13 protein-coding genes are annotated in these 18,772 nt (G+C 56.3%); 10 read left to right on the forward strand and 3 right to left on the reverse strand.

The features are described 5' to 3' along the window. Nucleotides 1-158 precede the first annotated feature (158 nt). Together OKC29_RS07620 and pbpC are read left to right on the forward strand one after the other, a co-directional pair. Nucleotides 159-5,048 (forward strand): alpha-2-macroglobulin family protein, encoded by a 4,890-nt coding sequence (locus tag OKC29_RS07620; protein WP_408786778.1) that lies wholly within the window; start codon nt 159-161, stop codon nt 5,046-5,048. 52 nt (nt 5,049-5,100) lie between these two features. Then, nucleotides 5,101-7,422: a penicillin-binding protein 1C gene (gene pbpC / locus OKC29_RS07625; protein ID WP_232091009.1), complete on the forward strand. Its 2,322-nt coding sequence runs from the start codon at nt 5,101-5,103 to the stop codon at nt 7,420-7,422. Nucleotides 7,423-7,526: 104 nt separating this feature from the next. On the opposite strand, the gene OKC29_RS07630 is transcribed toward pbpC, so the two are convergent. Beyond that, nucleotides 7,527-8,486, reverse strand: a complete 960-nt coding sequence (locus OKC29_RS07630) for a hypothetical protein (RefSeq protein WP_101148830.1) — start codon at nt 8,484-8,486, stop codon at nt 7,527-7,529. Nucleotides 8,487-8,664: 178 nt separating this feature from the next. Here OKC29_RS07630 and thiI point away from each other — a divergent pair, with 178 nt between their 5' ends. Beyond that, nucleotides 8,665-10,113, forward strand: a complete 1,449-nt coding sequence (thiI, locus tag OKC29_RS07635; protein ID WP_073349723.1) for a tRNA uracil 4-sulfurtransferase ThiI — start codon at nt 8,665-8,667, stop codon at nt 10,111-10,113. Nucleotides 10,114-10,191: 78 nt separating this feature from the next. Here thiI and OKC29_RS07640 read toward each other — a convergent pair whose 3' ends face one another. After that, the gene (locus OKC29_RS07640) at nt 10,192-10,584 is read right to left on the reverse strand and encodes a hypothetical protein (RefSeq protein ID WP_073349725.1); all 393 of its coding nucleotides are present in this window, start codon (nt 10,582-10,584) and stop codon (nt 10,192-10,194) included. 101 nt (nt 10,585-10,685) lie between these two features. Continuing rightward, nucleotides 10,686-11,318, reverse strand: a complete 633-nt coding sequence (locus tag OKC29_RS07645) for a trimeric intracellular cation channel family protein (protein WP_011705587.1) — start codon at nt 11,316-11,318, stop codon at nt 10,686-10,688. Nucleotides 11,319-11,734: 416 nt separating this feature from the next. Here OKC29_RS07645 and OKC29_RS07650 point away from each other — a divergent pair, with 416 nt between their 5' ends. From OKC29_RS07650 to OKC29_RS07680, 7 genes are all read left to right on the forward strand, one after another. After that, nucleotides 11,735-12,655, forward strand: coding sequence for a flagellin N-terminal helical domain-containing protein (locus tag OKC29_RS07650; RefSeq protein ID WP_073349729.1), 921 nt, complete (start codon nt 11,735-11,737; stop codon nt 12,653-12,655). A 580-nt stretch (nt 12,656-13,235) separates the two neighbouring features. Further along, complete coding sequence (locus tag OKC29_RS07655) at nt 13,236-14,153, forward strand: flagellin N-terminal helical domain-containing protein (protein ID WP_073349730.1); 918 nt, start codon at nt 13,236-13,238, stop codon at nt 14,151-14,153. Nucleotides 14,154-14,189: 36 nt separating this feature from the next. Further along, nucleotides 14,190-14,612 carry a flagellar protein FlaG gene (locus OKC29_RS07660; RefSeq protein WP_073349732.1) on the forward strand — a complete coding sequence of 141 codons (423 nt, stop codon included), beginning with the start codon at nt 14,190-14,192 and terminating at the stop codon, nt 14,610-14,612. 24 nt (nt 14,613-14,636) lie between these two features. Then, nucleotides 14,637-16,037 carry a flagellar filament capping protein FliD gene (gene fliD / locus OKC29_RS07665; RefSeq protein ID WP_073349734.1) on the forward strand — a complete coding sequence of 467 codons (1,401 nt, stop codon included), beginning with the start codon at nt 14,637-14,639 and terminating at the stop codon, nt 16,035-16,037. 23 nt (nt 16,038-16,060) lie between these two features. After that, a complete protein-coding gene (gene fliS / locus OKC29_RS07670) occupies nt 16,061-16,483 on the forward strand; it encodes a flagellar export chaperone FliS (protein ID WP_073349736.1) in 423 nt (140 codons plus the stop codon). Continuing rightward, a complete protein-coding gene (locus OKC29_RS07675) occupies nt 16,480-16,806 on the forward strand; it encodes a hypothetical protein (protein ID WP_224480281.1) in 327 nt (108 codons plus the stop codon). The genes fliS and OKC29_RS07675 overlap by 4 nt, the downstream gene beginning before the upstream one ends. Continuing rightward, nucleotides 16,806-18,713: a motility associated factor glycosyltransferase family protein gene (locus OKC29_RS07680; protein ID WP_270669156.1), complete on the forward strand. Its 1,908-nt coding sequence runs from the start codon at nt 16,806-16,808 to the stop codon at nt 18,711-18,713. Before OKC29_RS07675 ends, OKC29_RS07680 begins: the two co-directional genes overlap by 1 nt. Nucleotides 18,714-18,772: the final 59 nt, after the last annotated feature.

The following is an 18,772-nucleotide window of genomic DNA, read 5'->3' on the forward strand; positions in this document are numbered from 1 at the left end:
TACAGCCACAAGAGAGCGCCGACCCCAGGGTCGGCGCTGTGGCATCTGGCAGGGGGCTTGCGTTTTAACTGCAATGAGTTTTGTGTCAAGCGAGCCTGATCCCTTATCCTGTTGGCTATTGCGCTGCACTGGCAGCGAGCCAATCAGGGATGACATTTATGCGCCGCGTCGACTCTCACCCTCGCTTCTCTTGTTCCTCACCGCAACAGGAGCCCGTCCCCAGGCGCCGCTGGCCGAGCCTGCTGCTGGCGGGATTCACGGCGCTGCTGCTGAGCGGCTGTGGCCCCGACAAGCCTGTGGCCAATACGCCGACCACGCAAACTGATGCCCAGCAGGAGGCCGGTGCGCCGAGTTCAGTCGTACAAGCCAATGCCCGTCAATATCGCGATGCCCCGGCGCTGGCGCTGGTCTTCTCCGGCCCCTTGGCGCCCAAGGCAAACTGGCAGAGCTGGCTTTCGGTCAGTGAAGAGGGCAAGCAGGTGCAGGGGGAGTGGATCCTCGCCGACGATGGCCGCACCCTCTATTTCCCTAACGTACAGCCCGATAAAAGCTATGAGGTGAGCCTCAAGGCGGGGCTGGGCCCATCCCCACAGCGCTGGACCCTCAAGACCCGGCCGCTGGAGGCGGGAGCCTCCTTTACCGCCAGCGGCATGGTATTGCCGCTGCGCGACGAGCTGCGCCTGCCCATCAGCGCGGTCAATGTGGATGAGGTCAATATCGACTTCTTCCGGGTCGATGCCGAATACCTGCCCCGTTTCCTGGCGGAGTATCGCCCCGGTTCCGGGATGGGCAACTGGGAGCTTGAACAGATCACCAAGCGGGCCCAGCGGGTGTTCAGCGGCCGCTACGGGCTGGAGCTCGATGCCAACCGGCGCGAGACCCGCCTTATCAATGTGAAGGAGCCGCAGCTGGCCGAGGCTGGCGTCTACTTTGCGGTGATGTCGCCCCTTGGCAACTACGACTGGCGCAAGGAGACCACCTATTTTGCGGTGAGCGACATGGGGCTCAGTGCCCGTCGTTATCGCGATCAGCTGGAGGTGTTCGTGAGCTCCCTGGCCAGCGCCGACCCGCTCAAGGATGTGCAACTCTCCCTGCTCGACGAGAAGGGCAACCGGCTGCAGGTGCAAACCACGGATCCGCAGGGCCATCGCCGCTTCGATCAGGTGCAGGGGGCTCGCCTGCTGCTGGCCGAACAGGGCAAGCATCTGGCGGTGCTGCGCCTCGATGGGGCGGCGCTCGATCTCTCCACCTTCGATCTCGGCACCCAGCCCTGGCAGGCCCAGCAGCTCTATCTGTTCAGCGGGCGCGATCTCTATCGCCCCGGCGAGCGGCTCGACAGCGAGATCCTGCTCAAGGGGCAGGATGGTCAGCTGCTGCCGGGCATGGCGGTGGAGCTGGAGGTGAAACAGCCGGATGGTCAGCTGCTCGAACAGAAACGGCTGTTGCCGGACAATTTGGGCGCCGCCCACTACGGCCTGCGTCTACCGGACGATGCGCCGCTCGGGCGCTGGACCATCAACCTCAAGACCGCCGCCGGTAGCCGCTTCGAGTGGCCTTTCCTGGTGGAGGAGTTTCTGCCGGAGCGGCTGAAACTGCAGCTTGGCAAGGGGCCGGATGGGGAAGTGACTGATCTGGACGCCGTCCTAACTCTACCGCTGCAAGGGGACTATCTCTATGGCGCCCCGGCGAGCGCCACCAAGGCCAAGGCAGAGGTGAAGTTAAGCCGCGCCACCATGCCCTTTACCCAGTGGCAGGAGTTCACTCTGGGTGACGTGCTGCTCGCCGAGCAGGCCAAGGATCTCGAGCCGCTGAATCTCACCCTCAATGCGCAGGGGCAGGGGACTTTTTCGTTAGCTGATGAGCTCGATGGGGTACGCGGTCTCGGGCCGCTGGAGGTGGCCTATCGGGTCTCCCTTTCCGAGCCCGGTGGCCGCGCCGTCAATCGCAGCCGCACCCAGTATGGCTGGCCCGCGGGCAGCCAGTGGCCGGCGCTCAAGGCCGATTTTGTGGCGGAGCGGGTAGAGGGGGGCAAGCCGCTCCCCTTCCAGATCCTCAACCTCGATGAGCAAGGTCAGCCGGTGGCGGGGGCGGTGAAGGTGCGCCTCATCAACGAGTACCGTGACTACTACTGGCACTACGCCGATGGGGAGGGGTGGAAGTACGAGTTCAACAGCCAGCCCTATCTGGAACAGGAGCAGACCCTGCAGCTGGATGACAAGGGGCCGACCCCGCTCACGCTGCAACTGGCGGCGGGCTGGTATCGATTGGAAGTGGAGAACAGTCAGGGCCATCAATCCAGCCTGCGGGTGGAGATAGGCAGTTACGCCTGGGGCGGCGGTGGCGAGCAGGCTCGGCCCGACAAGATTGCCATCACCCTCGACAAGCGCGCCTATCAGGCCGGGGAGAAGGCCAAAGTGACCCTGGTGGCCCCGCGCCCCGGCAAAGGGTTGCTGATGGTGGAAGATGGCGACGGCCTGCGCTGGTGGCAGCGCATCGAGCTCAAGGGGGCCGGTGGCGATGCCAAGGATGCCCGCGGTGAGTTCGAGATCCCGGTCAGTCCCGAGTGGCTGCGTCATGACCTGCATATCTCGGCCCAGATCGCCGCGCCAGACAGTGCCTCCAAACCGGTCGGCAAGCAGCAGGGGCAGAGCCTGCGCTCGGTCGGTCTGGTGCCGCTCACCCTGGATCGGGAAGCGCGCCGTCTGCCGCTCACCCTGAGCGCGCCTGATAAAGCGGTGCCGCTCACCCGACTGGAAGTGATCGCCACCTCCACCCCCAACAGTCAGGGGCGGGTGGTGCTGGCGGCGGTGGATCGGGGCGTGCTCAATATCAGCGACTACCAGCCGCTCGACCCGTTCGAGATCTTCTTTGGTCGCAAGCGCTTCGCCCAAGATTTGTTCGACAACTACGGCCAGGTGATCCCGCCGCAAGATGGCAAGCTGGCCCGCCTCAACTACGGGGGGGACCGGGCGCCGCTGAAAAAGGGCGGCGCGCTTGAGAGCCGGGTCGAGATCGCCGCGCTGTGGAGTGGCGAGGTGAGTTTTGATGAGAGCGGCAAGGCGGTGATCCCGCTGGATCTGCCCAACTTCAACGGCGAGCTGGCACTGATGGCGCTGGCCTGGAACGAACAGCAAGTCGGTGAGGCCGAGCGTGCCGTCAAGGTAGTGGCGCCGCTGGTGGCAGAGATCGGCTGGCCGCGCTTTGGCGCCAGAGGGGATGAGACTCGGGCGCTGGTGCAGCTACGCAACATGAGCGGCGAGGATCAGACCCTCTCCCTTGCCTGGACCCTCAATGGCGGGCTCAAGGCAAATGGCGAGCTGCCCGGCAACCTTTCCCTTAAAAATGGCGAAGAGCAGTGGTTGACCCTGCCGCTCACCGTGACCGGGGCGAGCGGTGTGGCGAGCCTGCAGTTGGCGGCCAGCGGCAAGGATTTTGCCATCAGCCGCGACTGGTATTTGCCGCTGCGTTCCCCCTGGCCGGCCGAGACTCGCCAACGTTACCAGATGCTGGCCCCCGGTCAGCAGATGAGCTTTGCGCCAGCAGAGCTGGCCGGGCTGGATCGCGCCAATCTGCAGGGGCTGCTCAGCCTCTCCGGTACTCCCCCCTGGGATCCGGCAGCCCAGTGGCAGGCGCTGGCCGACTACCCCTACGCCTGTCTGGAGCAGACCCTGTCCCGTGCCTGGCCTTACTTGCTGACCACGGCGGATGAGCGGGCCGCCTGGAGCAAACCCGCAGAGGGCAAGAAAGCGGCGAGTGAGGCGGATGTGCAACGCGCCCTGCTGCAACGGTTGCAGCGGTTGCAACTGCCCAGCGGCGGCTTTGGCCTCTGGGATGGTCGCTCCGACGAGGAGCAGTGGCTCACCGCCTATGCCGCCGACTACCTGCTGGCGCGCAAGGAGGCGGGCGACGCAGTGCCGGAGGCAATGCTCAATCAGGCACTGAACCGGCTGCAGAGCTATCTCACCGACAGCCAGTATGGCGAGCGCTGGAGCAGTGCCCCCGAGCACAGCCGACTTGCGTATCAGGCTTACAGTGCCTATGTGTTGGCCCGGGTGGGCAAGGCGCCGCTCGCTACCCTGCGCCTTATCTGGGAGCAGCAGGCTGATCACGCCCGCTCCGGTTTGCCGCTTTTGCACCTATCGCTGGCCCTCTCGGCCATGGGGGATGAGCAGAACGCCGCCAAGGCCCTCAGCCAAGCATTGGCGACCGAGCGTGGTGATGACTATCTGGGTGATTACGGCTCGCCGCTGCGCGATCAGGCCCTCGAGCTCTCCTTGCTGCGCCAGCACAAGCTGGCTGCGGAGCGCTGGCCGGCCCTCAGTGCCAAGGTGGCCGATACCCTGGCTCACCGTCAGTGGCTCAGCACTCAGGAGCGGCTCGCCCTGCTGCGACTCGCCCGCTTCGATCCTGCCGTCGACTGGCAGGCCAAGGTGACCTCCTCTCTTGGCAGTGGATCCCTGAGCGGTTCGGCTCCGCTGCGGCAGGGTGCCCCCGAGGCGCTGGCGGCGAGCACCGTCACCAACGAGGGCAAGGGCTCGCTCTATGTGCAGCGCACTCTGGTCGGTTACCCCGAACAGGCTCCGGCACGGATCAGCAAGGGGATGAGCGTGACCCGTAGCTGGTTCAATAGCGACGGTCAGCCGTTTGATCCCGCCAAGGTGAAGGTGGGCGATCTGGTGGTGGTGCGGCTCAACGTCAGCAGTGAGTCGGCGGTGCCCGATGCCCTGCTGGTGGAGATGGTGCCCGCCGGCTTCGAGCTGGAGAACCCGGCCCTTGGCAACAGCATCAAGCTCGAAGAGCTCTCCATTGAGGGGAAACCGGCGTGGCAGAGCGAGTGGAACGACTATCTCAAGCATCAGGAGTTTCGCGATGACCGCTACACGGCTGCGCTGGATCTGAGCGAGGGGAGCAACCAGCAACTGGTCTACCTGATGCGGGCGGTGACGCCGGGTCGCTATCAGGTGCCGCCGACCCAGGTGGAGGATATGTACCGCCCCGAGCTGCGTGCCGTGGGTGAGGATATCCATGAGGTGATCATCTCTGAGTAATGTTCCCTCCCTTGAGCGGGTTCGCCCGCTCACTTTCTGGCAGCGTGGTTGGCTGAAATTGGGTCGCAGTGGCCACGCTTGCTGGCGCTGGCTTGGTCGCCTGCCACGCTGGCTGCGTTTCTCGGTGCTGGGCGTTGTAGCACTGCTCCTGTCATTGCTGGCGCTGGATAGACTCTTCCCGCCGCCACCGCTCGACCCTGCCTACGCACGGGTGGTGCTCGACATGAAGGGGCGACCGCTGCGCGCCTTTGCCGATACCAGCGGCGTGTGGCGTTACCCCGTGACCCTGGAGCAGGTCTCCCCCCGCTATATCGAGGCGCTGCTGGGTTACGAGGATCGCTACTTCTGGCGCCATCCCGGGGTCAATCCGGTGGCCATGGTGCGCGGGGTCTGGCAGTGGCTGCGTTACGGGCGCGCCGTGTCGGGCGGCTCGACCCTCACCATGCAGGTGGCGCGTCTTATCGAGCCCTACCGCAGGAGCGTGCCCGGCAAGCTGCGTCAGATGGCGCGCGCGCTGCAGCTGGAGTGGCACTATGACAAGCGCACCCTGCTCACCGTCTACCTCAACCGGGCGCCGTTTGGCGGCAATCTGGAGGGGGTGCAGGCAGCAAGTTTTGCTTATCTTGGCAAGAGCGCCGCCAAGCTGACCTATGCCGAGGCTGCACTGTTGGCGGTGCTGCCGCAGGCTCCCAGCCGCAACCGGCCGGACCGCCACCCCGAGCGGGCCCGCACTGCCCGTGATAAGGTGATGCAGCGACTGGTAGCGCAAGGCGTCTGGCCCGAACAGGTGTGGCTGGAGGGGCGTATCGAGCCGGTGCTGGCTCGCGGCCACTTCACGCCGATGGAGGCGCCGCTGTTTGCCCGTCTTGCCGCCGACAATCAGGCCGGGGCGCTGGTGCACACCACCATAGACGGCGATCTGCAGCGTTGGTTGGAGGGGCGGGTGGCGAGCTATATCCGGCGCTTTCCCGAGCAGACCTCCGCTGCCCTGCTGCTGGTAGACAACAAAACCATGGCGGTGCGCGCCTATGTGGGCAGCGCCGAGTATGGCAATTTGCGTCGCCACGGTTACCTCGACATGGTGCAGGCGATCCGCTCTCCCGGCTCCACCCTCAAGCCCTTCATCTACGGTCTGGCCATGGACGAAGGGTTGGTGCATTCGGCCTCCCTGCTCTCCGATGCGCCAAGGCTGGGCTCGGAGTATCGCCCCGCCAACTTTTCCGGTGCCTTTCAGGGGCCGGTGACCCTTGCGCAGGCGCTGCAGCAATCCCTCAACGTGCCGGCGGTGCAGGTGCTGGAGGCGCTTGGGCCGGACAAGCTGGTCAGCCGCCTCGACAACGCCGGAGTGCGGCTGGCGCTCTCCGACAAACCCAATCCTGCCATCGCGCTGGGGGCGGCGGGCATTCGGCTCGAACAGCTGGTGGCGCTCTACAGCTCGCTGACCCGGCAGGGGCAGGTGGCCATGCCGGTCTGGCTGGCGGGGCAGCAGGCGGTGTCGCGTCCCTTGCTGAGCCCGGGAGCGGCCTGGATCATCTGGCAAATATTGAGCGCGCAGGGGCGGGCGGATCAGCCTTTTGCCAGCGAGGCGACCGGCCGGGTCAATCGACTGGCCTGGAAGACCGGCACCAGCTATGGCTATCGCGACAGCTGGGCGATGGGGGTTTCCGGTCGCTGGACCATAGGCGTATGGCTTGGTCGCCCCGACGGTACCCCCATGCCCGGTTTTTACGGTCAGAGTGCAGCGGTGCCGCTGCTGCTCTCTGTCTACTCGCGGTTGGCTGACAACAGCCCCCTGCCGGCACAACCCAACACGGTGAGCGAGGCCGAAGTTTGCTGGCCGCTGGGGCGCAAGGCCAGCGCGACCTTGCCAGAGGCCTGTTTGCAGCGCCAGAGTGCCTGGTTGCTGGAAGGGCGTGATCCTCCCACCTTGCCGGATCCCATGGACTGGCCCTCGCCACTGCGTCAAGTTGCACTCACTGCTGGGGGGAAGCCGACTCTGACCCGTTGCCACGATGCGGCGCAATCCGGTTTTCGGGCGCTCTGGCCATTGTCGCTGGAGCCGTGGCGGTCCCCCGGCGAGCGACGGCAGGCGCTGCTGGCCAGCGGTTGTGCAGGGGAGGGGCAGAGTGCCGAGCTGCAGGCCCCCATTCGCATCGTGGCGCTGGGGGAGGGTAATCTTATCCGCAGCCAGCGCTATCGGTTGCAGCCCAAGGTGCTCGGCGGTGTCGGCAAGCCAGCCTGGTTTCTCAACGGCCAGCGGCTGCGCTGGGACGGGGATCAGGTGCTGAGCGTGGCGGGTCGTTATCAGCTGGTGGTGGTGGACGAGGCGGGCAACAGCGATCGCATCGAGTTTCAGCTGGAAAATCCCTCCTGAGGGGAGAGGCTGTGCCTAATTGGAGTGTCAGAATATTGACGACATCGGGGTATGGCTCCGATGCCGTCAGCTGATTGTCGATTTCCCGACAGGGCACCGCGGAGTCAGGGCTTGACCTGCCCCAAGCGGGTAAAGAAGTGCTGACTCTTGCGCTGGTGGAAGTGGCTCTTCTTGATGGAGTGAAACACCAGGTTGCTGTCTGGATGGCTCGCCTTGAGGCGATGGATCATCGCCATGGCAGGCAGGCCGGTACTCACCAGGGTAGTGAGCGGCAGACTCTGGGTCTGTGGCCCCAGCAGCTGGTTGAGCCCCTGCTGGGCCTGCTCGAAGCGGGTCAGCACGGCGGGCTCGGCGTAGCCGCTGCCCAGCATGGCGAGCAGGGCATCAAGCGCCTGATTAAACTCGGCCAGCTGCTGGCGAAAGCCGCTGCGACTGCGCAGGGCGATCAACTCTGCAAACGGGATGTCGGCCAAGTGAGTGGGTACTTGCAGCGGGATTTCGAGGTGGAAGCAATCCTGACCACCGCGGTTGTGATAGCGGGATTCAAGCAGGTGCAGCAGCCGGTCCAGATAGTCGTGATCGGTGATGAGGGCCCCCTCATTGGCGAGTGCCCACTCGCGGGCGAGCCGCATGGAGAGCAGGTTGGCAAAGCGGCGCGCCATCCTGAACCCGCCCTCTTCCTGGCTGGCAAAACCGTGCGCCAAGCAAAAGCCGTGCAGCCGCTCCAGCCCCGCCTGGGCCGGGCAGAAGCAGTCGTGATTGGCCGGCGTGCGCCAGCGACCGATCAGCTCCTTGTTGCCAAACACCTTGTGACGCACGAAGTCGGGGGCGAGCAGGCTGCTCAGCTGGCTCTCCAGCTGGGGAGTGATGGCGGCGAAGAAGGTGGCATCCGGCCGCTCGGCCAGCAGGTCCGTCTCCTGTTCGAGCGTCTGCAGCAGGGCGGTGAGGCCGCTCTTCTCACTGACGGTGAAGACGAAGGCGAGCCGCTCCAGATAGAGCAGGGCAAACTTGAGCCACAGCTCGTCGCGCACTTCCATGCCGGGGTAGTAGATATAGGTCTTCATCGAATGGGTCTGTGGTCAGGAATGTTGCCGGGACGCAGGTTCGGGAATATACGCAAGATTGCCTCGGTGCGGCAAACATTGCGTGGGGGAATGTGAGCAAACGCTCATCCAGTAGGCGCTGGCCACAAAGTTCTGATATAATTCGCGCCCTTAAATCAAGGTCACCCGAGTCATTACCATGAAGTTCATTATCAAGCTGTTTCCGGAAATCACCATCAAGAGCAAGTCGGTTCGCCAGCGTTTCATCAAGATCCTGCAGGGCAATATCCGCAATGTCCTGCGCCGCTTCGACGACGATGCCCGGGTACGGATGGATTGGGACAAGCTGATCGTGAGCTCCCGCAATGACCAGTTCCGTGAACAGGCCATCGAAGCCCTGGCCTGCATTCCCGGCATTCAGGCCTTCCTCGAGGTGCAGGCCAGCAAGTTTACCGACCTGCACGACATCTTCGAGCAGGTGAAAGCCGTGTGGGGTGACCAGCTTGAGGGGAAAACCTTCTGCGTGCGCGCCAAGCGCCACGGCAAGCACGAGTTCTCCTCCCTCGAAGTGGAGCGCTACGTGGGCGGTGGCCTGAACCAGCACTGCGTGAGCAACGGCGTGCGCCTCAAGAACCCGGATGTGAAGATCAACCTCGAGATCGACGGCGAAGAGCTCTTCATCGTCAGCGCCATCCATCAGGGCCTGAGCGGCATGCCCATCGCTACCCAGGAAGATGTGCTGAGCCTCATCTCCGGCGGCTTTGACTCCGGTGTGGCCTCCTTCCAGTTCATCAAGCGCGGCTGCCGGGTGCACTACTGCTTCTTCAATCTGGGTGGCGCCGCTCACGAGATCGGTGTCAAGCAGGTGGCCTATCACCTGTGGAACCGCTTCGGCTCTTCCCACCGGGTGCGTTTCACCGCGGTGGACTTCGAGCCGGTGGTGGCCGAGATCCTCGAGAAGATCGACAACGGCCAGATGGGCGTGGTACTCAAGCGCATGATGATGCGCGCTGCCGCCAAAGTGGCTGACGAGTTCCAGATCCCGGCGCTGGTGACCGGCGAGTGTGTGGGCCAGGTCTCCAGCCAGACCCTGACCAACCTGAACGTTATCGACCGGGTGACTGACAAGGTGATCCTGCGTCCGCTCATCACTTGGGACAAGCCGGACATCATCAGTGAAGCCCGCCGCATCGGCACCCTGGAGTTCGCTGAAACCATGCCGGAGTACTGTGGCGTCATCTCCAAAAAGCCGACCGTGAAGGCCGATCTAGCGCGCATTGAAGAGGAAGAGGGCAACTTCGACTTCGCCATTCTGGACAAGGTCGTGGCCGAGGCCCGTTACCTCGATATCCGTCGTATCGGTGAAGAGACTGCTGCCGAGGTGCAGGAAGTTGAGACCACCGCAGAAAGCGGTGACAACGAAGTGATCCTCGATATCCGTTCCATGGACGAGCATGACGACAAGCCGCTGGTTGTGGAAGGGCGTGAAGTGCTGCATATTCCTTTCTTCAAACTGGCCACCGCCTTTGGCGATCTGCCCAAGGAGAAGACCTACCTGCTCTACTGCGATCGCGGTGTTATGAGCAAGCTGCAGGCCCTCTATCTGAAAGAGAAGGGCTTTGCCAACGTCAAGGTGTACCGCCCGTAATGTGACGTTCAAGCATGCATAAAAAAATCCGGCCAATGAGCCGGATTTTTTTATTTCACTCGGGGGAGATGATTTTCGTTAAGGGCAGGGCAACGGGATAAAAGTGGATTGCCCCTGACAGCGCCACCCCATCTCCGCCTGGCGCATCTGCCACAGGTTGTTGCTGCGAAACAGGGTCAGGATGTAGATCATGTCGCTCTTGGTGCCGTCGAGGGCAACCGAGAGCACCAGGTCGTTGTCCAGCTGTTGTGCCTGGATGCGACTGGGGATGTCGCTGTGGCCGACAAAACGCAATGCCACTTCACGATAGTCATTGACCCAACTCTGCTGGGCAGTGCTTGCCTGTCGGATCTGCTGGTTGAACTGCTGCACCGGGGTGGAAGCGAGCCGTCCAAACAGTACCTGCGCTTCGGCCTGCGCCGTTGCCACATTCATCAATAGCAGTGATGTGATGAGTCCAAGTTTTTGCATGAGGGATTCCGGCTTACAACACTGGACCTTATGACAACAGAAAAGCCTGCTTGGTTCAACGCAACCTGGCCAGGAGTGCGACTCGCCCCCTGGCCACGACATCAATTGCGCTGCAGGGAGAAGGTGGGCAGTGACAGATGCCAATAGATGGCCGCCACTCGCAGACCGAATACCGCCGTCATGCAGATGAGCATGGCGGTCACCCGATCCACGTTTATCTCCAGCGCCAGGGTATAGAGGATCCCCCCCAGGATGCAGGCGGTGGCATAGATCTCTTTTTGCAAGACCATGGGCACTTCCCGGGCCAGCACGTCCCTGATCATGCCGCCGGCCACCCCTGTCATGGTGCCCATCAATACGGCAATCAGCCCCGATGTGCCAAAGTTGAGGGCTTTTTGTGCCCCGATCACGGTAAAGAGTGCCAGCCCGAAGGCGTCGGCGACCGGCAGCACGTACCAGGGCATGCGGCGGGGCAGCTTGACCATCCACATCCCGATGAGTGCCGTTGCTATCACCACCCAGATGTAGAGCGGGTCGCGTACCCAGAAGACGGGGGTGGCCCCCAGGATCATGTCGCGGATGGTTCCGCCCCCGATGGCGGTGACTGCCGCCAATACCATGACGCCAAAACCGTCCATCCTGAGACGACCCGCCACCAAAACCCCCGAAAACGCGAATACCGCAGTACCAAACATGTCGCTGATGTAAACAATCTGCTCAACCAGTGTCTGCATGGAGAACAACTCACGTCCAATTGTTGATGGGGTCGCGATTTTAGGGGGGATTGCGGCGTCTGACCAATGGCTGCCTGCAAGAAGTGGGAGCCAGACCAAGTTTTTGCGGGCGGTGATGATGCCGGTCGTCGTCATGGTATCTGAGCGGTACCAGATGGCCGGCAAGGCTCACGCAGCCTCATCCATCGTCCTCTGTTGTTTGCCTCATGCACTTAGCGAGAAGAACAGGGCATTTTTTTCCTCAAGTTCAACGAGAACATGCCGATAAATAGGGTAAGCGGCGTTAATGCGATGAAGCGTTGAAAATAATGCTAAAGACATCGAAAAAGAGGCCGTTAAATAAGACGCATCGAACAGGAAAGACAATAAAGTTCGAGCAAATTAGATAGTAAATTTAATAGCTTAGGAGAATAGTTATGGCCATGTATATCAATACTAACGTTTCGTCACTCAACGCTCAGCGTAATATGACAAACTCGACCAAATCACTTGATACATCTTATACTCGTTTGGCATCTGGCCTGCGTATCAACAGCGCCAAAGATGATGCCGCGGGCCTGCAAATCTCCAACCGTCTGACCTCTCAGATTAACGGACTGGATCAAGGTAACCGTAATGCCAACGATGGTATCTCTCTGGCACAAACTGCCGAAGGGGCGATGGATGAAGTGACCGGTATGCTGCAGCGCATTCGTACGCTGTCTCAACAATCAGCAAACGGTTCCAACTCTACCAAGGATCGTGAAGCGTTGCAAAAAGAGGTGGATCAGCTGGGCGCAGAGATCAACCGCATCTCCAGTGCGACAACGTTTGCTGGCACCAAACTGTTAGATGGGAGCTTTGGTGGATCTTTCCAGGTTGGGGCTGATGCAAACCAGACTATCGGTTTTAGCCTCTCTCAGACCGATGGTTTCAGTATTTCTGGAATTTCTGTCGCTGCGGGAACCACGATCGATGTAATCAGCGGCTCGACTGGTAGTGTGACGACAGCTGTTGGCATTAGCACTATTTTTACTGGTGGCGGTTCTGGTGGTATCAATATCGGTAGCCAGAGTGAGGCACAAAAGGTGTTGGCCGCAGCAGATGCCATGCTGGGGGTGGTCGATAGTAAGCGTGCCGAGCTGGGTGCAGTGCAGAATCGGTTGGATTCGACCATTCGCAACCAGGCCAATATCTCGGAGAACGTATCAGCAGCCCGCTCGCGTATTCGCGATGCGGACTTTGCCACCGAGACCGCCAATATGACCAAGCAGAACATTTTGCAGCAGGCTGCATCTAGCGTTCTGTCGCAAGCCAACCAGCGCCCGCAGGCCGCGCTCCAACTGTTGCAGGGCTAACAAAAGAAAACAGGGCGGTTGTTCAGGCCGCCCTGGTCAAGAGATGGAACAAAGGGGTGTTCGGGTTAGCACTCTGTTCTATCGGGTGAGAATACATTCTCTACTAGTAATGCCAAGGGGTGTCCAGATGTTCAGTTCTGTCACCCTTGGTCATATTCTCCTGAGCATATGCTCAACTTTAGGCCGGTTTACCGGCCTCTTTTTATTGTGTCGTCAAATTGACGTCACTCCTTCTTGACTCAGCACAAAACGTGCCAAGATTATCTTGCCCTGCGAATACACCACTATGCCAACCGGGCATAATGTGGTGTCTCCTTTGAACGTTGTCATTTGCCGCTTGCCGGATAAAAATTGCCGCTTTCGGCAAGGATTTTCCTAAAGCTTGTCGTCTTGCGGCCGTTACATAAAGTGAAGCAATCGAGGGGTGTTCGGAATCCAACGTTTGCACTACTGCGGGTGGCCTGTTCGTTCAAACAACCACCCGCCAGAAGAGAGAGGCCTGTTCAACCTGCTCTTCTAACGGTGGGACGTCGTTTAGGCGACGCAACCCGCAGTCGCATGTTCTTCGGGAGAAATTATTATGGCTATGTATATCAACACCAATACGTCATCACTGAACGCCCAGCGTAACCTGATGAATACCAGCAAGTCTTTGGATACTTCGTATACTCGCTTGGCATCTGGCTTGCGTATCAACAGCGCCAAAGATGATGCGGCTGGCTTGCAAATATCCAACCGTTTGACTTCACAAATCAACGGTCTGGATCAAGGTAACCGCAACGCCAACGATGGCATCTCGTTGGCGCAAACAGCGGAAGGCGCTATGGATGAGGTGACCGGCATGCTGCAACGGATGCGCACTCTAGCTCAGCAATCTGCCAACGGTTCCAACTCAGATAAGGATCGTGCTGCTCTGCAAAAAGAAGTTGACCAGCTCGGTTCTGAAATCAACCGAATTTCGAAAGATACCACCTTTGCAGGTACCAAGCTGCTCGACGGTTCTTTTGGTGGATCTTTCCAGGTTGGGGCGGATGCAAATCAGACTATCGGTTTTAGCCTCTCTCAGACCGATGGTTTCAGTATTTCTGGAATTTCTGTCGCTGCGGGAACCACGATCGATGTCATCAGCGGCTCGACTGGTAGTGTGACGACAGCTGTTGGCATTAGCACTATTTTTACTGGTGGTGGTTCTGGTGGCATCAATATCGGTAGCCAGAGTGAGGCACAAAAGGTGTTGGCCGCAGCAGATGCCATGCTGGGGGTGGTCGATAGTAAGCGTGCCGAGCTGGGTGCAGTGCAGAATCGGTTGGATTCGACCATTCGCAACCAGGCCAATATCTCGGAGAACGTGTCTGCTGCCCGCTCGCGTATTCGCGATGCGGACTTTGCCACCGAGACCGCCAATATGACCAAGCAGAACATTTTGCAGCAAGCGGCCTCAAGTGTATTAGCACAAGCCAATCAACGTCCTCAGTCGGCTCTATCTCTGCTTGGCTAACGATGGACTGTGGCTGATTGAAATGGGAGAGATAAGATGACAACTGAACTCGGTAATCTGTCATCTGCCAATGGTGCTTCCTTACAGCTAAGTGACAAGAGCGGCCAAGTGGCCGCTCAACTGCTTTCTGGTTTAATGGAAGAACCTGGTATTGCACTGCGGAAAAATCAGGATGTGGCAAAAAGTGATCTCCGGCAGGTACAAAGCCAAGCAGAGATTGAAAAACAGGTACAAAATTTGCAGGATTTTGGCTTGCAACAAGGCTGGACTGTTAATTTCAGCATGGAGCAAGACCTGGGGCAGGTAGTGATCAAGGTGGTTGACTCTGACACCCGATCTGTTATACGGCAAATTCCGAGTGAAGAGCTGATCGCAATTCACAAGCGAATCCTAGCACTGCGTCAGGGGGATGCGGGGGCTAACCCGAAACTGGGCTTGCTGCTAGATAGTGAGATTTAAATCAATAAATGAGGAGATGATAGCATGGCCATTACTTCTGCCGGGGCTGGCTCTGGACTTGATCTTGAGAGTGTGATTTCTGCTAGCGTGGCTGCTAAGAAAGCCCAGCTACAGAAACCCATTTTGACCAAGCAAAACAGCACCCAGATCAGCATATCTGGTATAGGTCAGCTGAAATCGTCCCTCACAGCATTTACTGACATTCTCGATACCTTGAGCAAACCCGGTGCTTTCAACAAGCGAGCCGTAACGATCACCCAGGATAAAGATAATCCAGTGATGAAGGTGGAGAGTAAAAGTGGGGGGTCTAATGGCCAGTACAATATCACTGTCAATAAATTGGCTACAACTAGCCGTGTCGAAGGTGAATTTAGCAGCTCGACCACTCCACTTGTCACTCAAGATGGCCAGTTGACTTTAAAAGCTGGCGACAAGGAGTTCAAGGTTGATGTCAAAGCAGGGGATACCTTGCAAGACATTCGCAAAAGTATCAATAGCAATGGTGATAACTTCGGTCTTAGTGCAAACATCGTCAATACGGCAGACGGTAAGGCAAAGTTTGTTATTGACTCCGGTATATCTGGAGATGGTAAAGATTTGGTTATCACTGGTAATAATTCTGAACTGGATATATTTTCTACAGGTGCTGCTGGTTCGGCGATGAGCCAAAAGCAAGCGGCTAGCAGTGCCGAAATTACTATTGATGGCAATACACTTAAAAGTGATACCAATGTGTTTGACGATTCTATTCAGGATTTGAAATTAACGATTCTACGAGTATCTGATAAAGAGAGTGATGGCACTACACTGAAGCCCAATAAAGTTGCAATAACAACTGATAAAACTGCCATTCAGGATATGGTCAAGCAGTTTATTGATGGTTATAACGCTCTGCAAGATAAAATGGATGCGTTGGGTAAGCGTAATAGTATTGTTGGTGGAGTTAGACAAGATGATGGTGGTGCACTTGCTGGTGATGCCAGTACACGAACCATTAGTAGTTTTATGGCTAATACAGTAACAAATAAAGCAGGGACAAGTACTACTTATTCAACCATCTTCGAAGTTGGAATTAAAATGGACAACAAGGGGAAGTTGTCTCTTGATAAAACGAAATTCGACGAAGCTGTGGATAAAAACTTTGACCAAGTCGTTGGACTTTTTGGTGGAGAAAAGGGTATTGCCGCAACTTTGAATGCAGGTTTAAAAGAGTATTCCAAGTCTAGCGGTGTGTTGGATCAGCGTACAGATATTTTGAATGCTGATTTGCGCAGCTTGAACCAGAAGCAGGCTACATCTAATGCTCAATTGGTTAAATACGAAGCTTCACTACGAGCTCAATATGGCAGCCTGGATGCCTTGTTGGTTAAAATGAATCACTCAGCGTCAGCACTGCAATCATTACAGATTAATAACCAGAAATAAATTTATATTACGAGGCGCAGGCGATGTACCAGCGAAATCTAAAAGCATATAAAGCAACCAGTATCGCAGCTGACCTTGCTGTCGCAGATCCTCATCGCGTTATTCAACTCATGATGCAGGGCTTTTTAGAGCGATTGGCACAATCTAAAGGGGCGATAGAACGTGGTGATATGGAAGCAAAGTCTATTGCAGTCTCTAAAGCTCAAGGGTTATTACATGGATTACAGGATGCACTTGATACAAGTCAGGGCGCAATTGCTGAAGATTTGTACAGTCTCTATGCATATATGGATGAGCGGATTTGGGATGCTAGTTTGGCGCGAGATGTCACACCCCTTGACGAGGTTATGGCTCTAATGGTGACGATCAAATCTGCTTGGGATCAGTTGCCGGAAGCCGAAAAGCAGCGTGGCTATCAGATGCGACAAAAGTTGGGTGAATTGTGAAAGTTACTCTTATCTCCCTCAATGAGGCATTACAGGATAATTTCCACTTGATAGAGGGCCTATTGCAACAGCAGAAATATGATGAGGCTATACAGTGCATGGATAATCGATTGGCCTTAATAGATCAGCTGGCGCAACTAGCCAAAGAGTGTCAGCTGCAACGGCAGGTGGTGGCAGAATTCGCTGCAAAGCTGTCTATTCAAGAAGAAACGCTACAAGCATTAACTATTAGTTATCATAATATTGTTTTTAAGAAGCTGGTTCAAGTCGGGAAAGGCAACAAGGCTGGACAGGCCTATAACCTGAATAGCAAGGAGTTCTGATGTCGGTCAATATTGATGCGATGCTATTAAAAGCTGAACAGGAAATGCGAAGACTTCAACAACAAGCAGAGCAAGAAGCTGCTATGATGGTAGCATTACCGCTTCGTTTTACTCAGAATATTGAGGCCTTTCGTCAATATATTCCACACATCGCTGATATGTATGAGAATTATTGCCCAAGCCGTCCGTTCAAGTTTTTTTGTAATGAAAATGGTCAACCAAACCTTAAATGGCTTGATGATGACGTCGTTGTTTATGGGGCTGACCCCTATCTTATCTGTGAGACACTTGTGGCTGAATTCATGGATAAGGGGGTATTGTCAAAATTTGCCTTCCGTCAGGAAGCGAACCCAATGGGTTCTATTCATGTTGAGCACCTTAACAATCTTAATATTTATAAGGATGAAATATCATCACAAGCAGAACACCTCGTTAAAGTACCAGATCAAGTCCCCTGCGCATTGATCTTTGGGGTCGGTTTGGGTTATCACCTTGGTTATCTTTATGAGCGTTGCAAAGTTAGCACATTGTTCTTGTTTGAGCCAGACTTGGATTTATTTTACGCATCATTGTTCTGCTTCGATTGGGCTCCACTGCTGGCTTATTTGTATCAGGAGAACCTGGGGTTGCACATTCTGTTAGGGCAGGATGAACAAAATATTGTCAGAGATTTTTCATCGGCAGTTAGTTGTCGAGGTGCTTTTTTGGTTGCAAACTCTTTCATTATGTGGGGCTATCAGAACGATGAAGTAAAAAGACTGATGAAAACGATACAGCAGCAATATTATCTGTTAGCGATGGGGTGGGGTTTTTTTGATGATAGCCTGATCGCACTGTCCCATTCTATGCGTAATATTGAACGTGGCGTGCCATTTTTTAAGAAAAATAAGAAAATTTCGCAAAAACACCAAAGAGTTCCTGTATTTATCATTGGCAGCGGCCCATCGCTAGATGATTCACTACCCATTATTAAAGCGAATAAAGATCGTGCTATATTGATATCTTGCGGCAGTGCGATATCTGCTTTGCATAAGCATGGGATCAAGCCTGATATAGAAGTTCAAATTGAACGTACCAAATCAATCTATGATTTCATGGTTAATCTGGATGATCCTGAATACTTACAGGATATTTTGTTTTTGAGCACTGATGTCGTTCATCCAGATTGTGCAACCCTGTTCAAAGAAACGGTTCTTGCGTTCAAGAGCAATGAACCAGGTGTGATGATGTGTCAGACATATTTCTCTGTCGTCAAAGATTTTTCCGCTTGGCAGGCAGTTAATCCCTTTGTTGGAAATATAGGGGTTCATGCACCTATCCAACTTGGATTTAAAAATCTATATCTGTTTGGTTTAGATAACGGTTATAAAGATAAAAATCACCATCACGCTAAGTCTAGTGCATATTATAATAATGAAATAAATGCCAAAATCTTGACTGAGTTGGTGTGTAGCGACAATGAACGGCAATGTGAGGGTAATTTTGGGGGTATTGTCATAAGTAATGCGATGTACGATACTTCGAGATATATTATTGAAGGTGTATTAGCCATCAATAAAGATGTACATTGTGCTAACTGTAGTGATGGTGCCAAAATATTGGGAGCTAGGTCTGTTCCCGCCAATGACATCGGACTATATCAGCCTATTGACAAGTCAGCTATCCTGCATGAAATTACGAACCGTCTCTGTGCCCCCTTGGTGCTACCAGTGCATGATTTTAACTCATTGCTTGATGTTGATTTTTTCAATCATGTTGTTGAGAAGATAACAGATGAATGGCAACGTGATTTTTCATCTAGAAATGAGATAAATCAATTGATGCTAAAGCATTTTGGTTATCTTTCTCAAATATCTACAACTAAAAATAGAGTAATAGCGCAAATGTTGCCCCCGGTGTCAGAATAGTTGTCGCCTGACCTGAACCATTTAAAAGTGAAGACCGGGGGCGGATAAAGAGTGTCGAA

Origin of the sequence: Aeromonas sp. QDB34 (genome assembly GCF_027705405.1) — a bacterium.
Taxonomy (GTDB): domain Bacteria; phylum Pseudomonadota; class Gammaproteobacteria; order Enterobacterales; family Aeromonadaceae; genus Aeromonas; species Aeromonas hydrophila.

Coding starts and splice junctions, on each gene's coding strand:
- fliD (WP_073349734.1), top strand. CDS start 14,637: ATGGCCATTACTTCTGCCGGGGCTGGCTCTGGACTTGATCTTGAGAGT.
- OKC29_RS07660 (WP_073349732.1), top strand. CDS start 14,190: ATGACAACTGAACTCGGTAATCTGTCATCTGCCAATGGTGCTTCCTTA.
- fliS (WP_073349736.1), top strand. CDS start 16,061: ATGTACCAGCGAAATCTAAAAGCATATAAAGCAACCAGTATCGCAGCT.
- OKC29_RS07645 (WP_011705587.1), bottom strand. CDS start 11,318: ATGCAGACACTGGTTGAGCAGATTGTTTACATCAGCGACATGTTTGGT.
- OKC29_RS07650 (WP_073349729.1), top strand. CDS start 11,735: ATGGCCATGTATATCAATACTAACGTTTCGTCACTCAACGCTCAGCGT.
- OKC29_RS07630 (WP_101148830.1), bottom strand. CDS start 8,486: ATGAAGACCTATATCTACTACCCCGGCATGGAAGTGCGCGACGAGCTG.
- OKC29_RS07640 (WP_073349725.1), bottom strand. CDS start 10,584: ATGCAAAAACTTGGACTCATCACATCACTGCTATTGATGAATGTGGCA.
- thiI (WP_073349723.1), top strand. CDS start 8,665: ATGAAGTTCATTATCAAGCTGTTTCCGGAAATCACCATCAAGAGCAAG.
- OKC29_RS07620 (WP_408786778.1), top strand. CDS start 159: ATGCGCCGCGTCGACTCTCACCCTCGCTTCTCTTGTTCCTCACCGCAA.
- OKC29_RS07655 (WP_073349730.1), top strand. CDS start 13,236: ATGGCTATGTATATCAACACCAATACGTCATCACTGAACGCCCAGCGT.
- OKC29_RS07680 (WP_270669156.1), top strand. CDS start 16,806: ATGTCGGTCAATATTGATGCGATGCTATTAAAAGCTGAACAGGAAATG.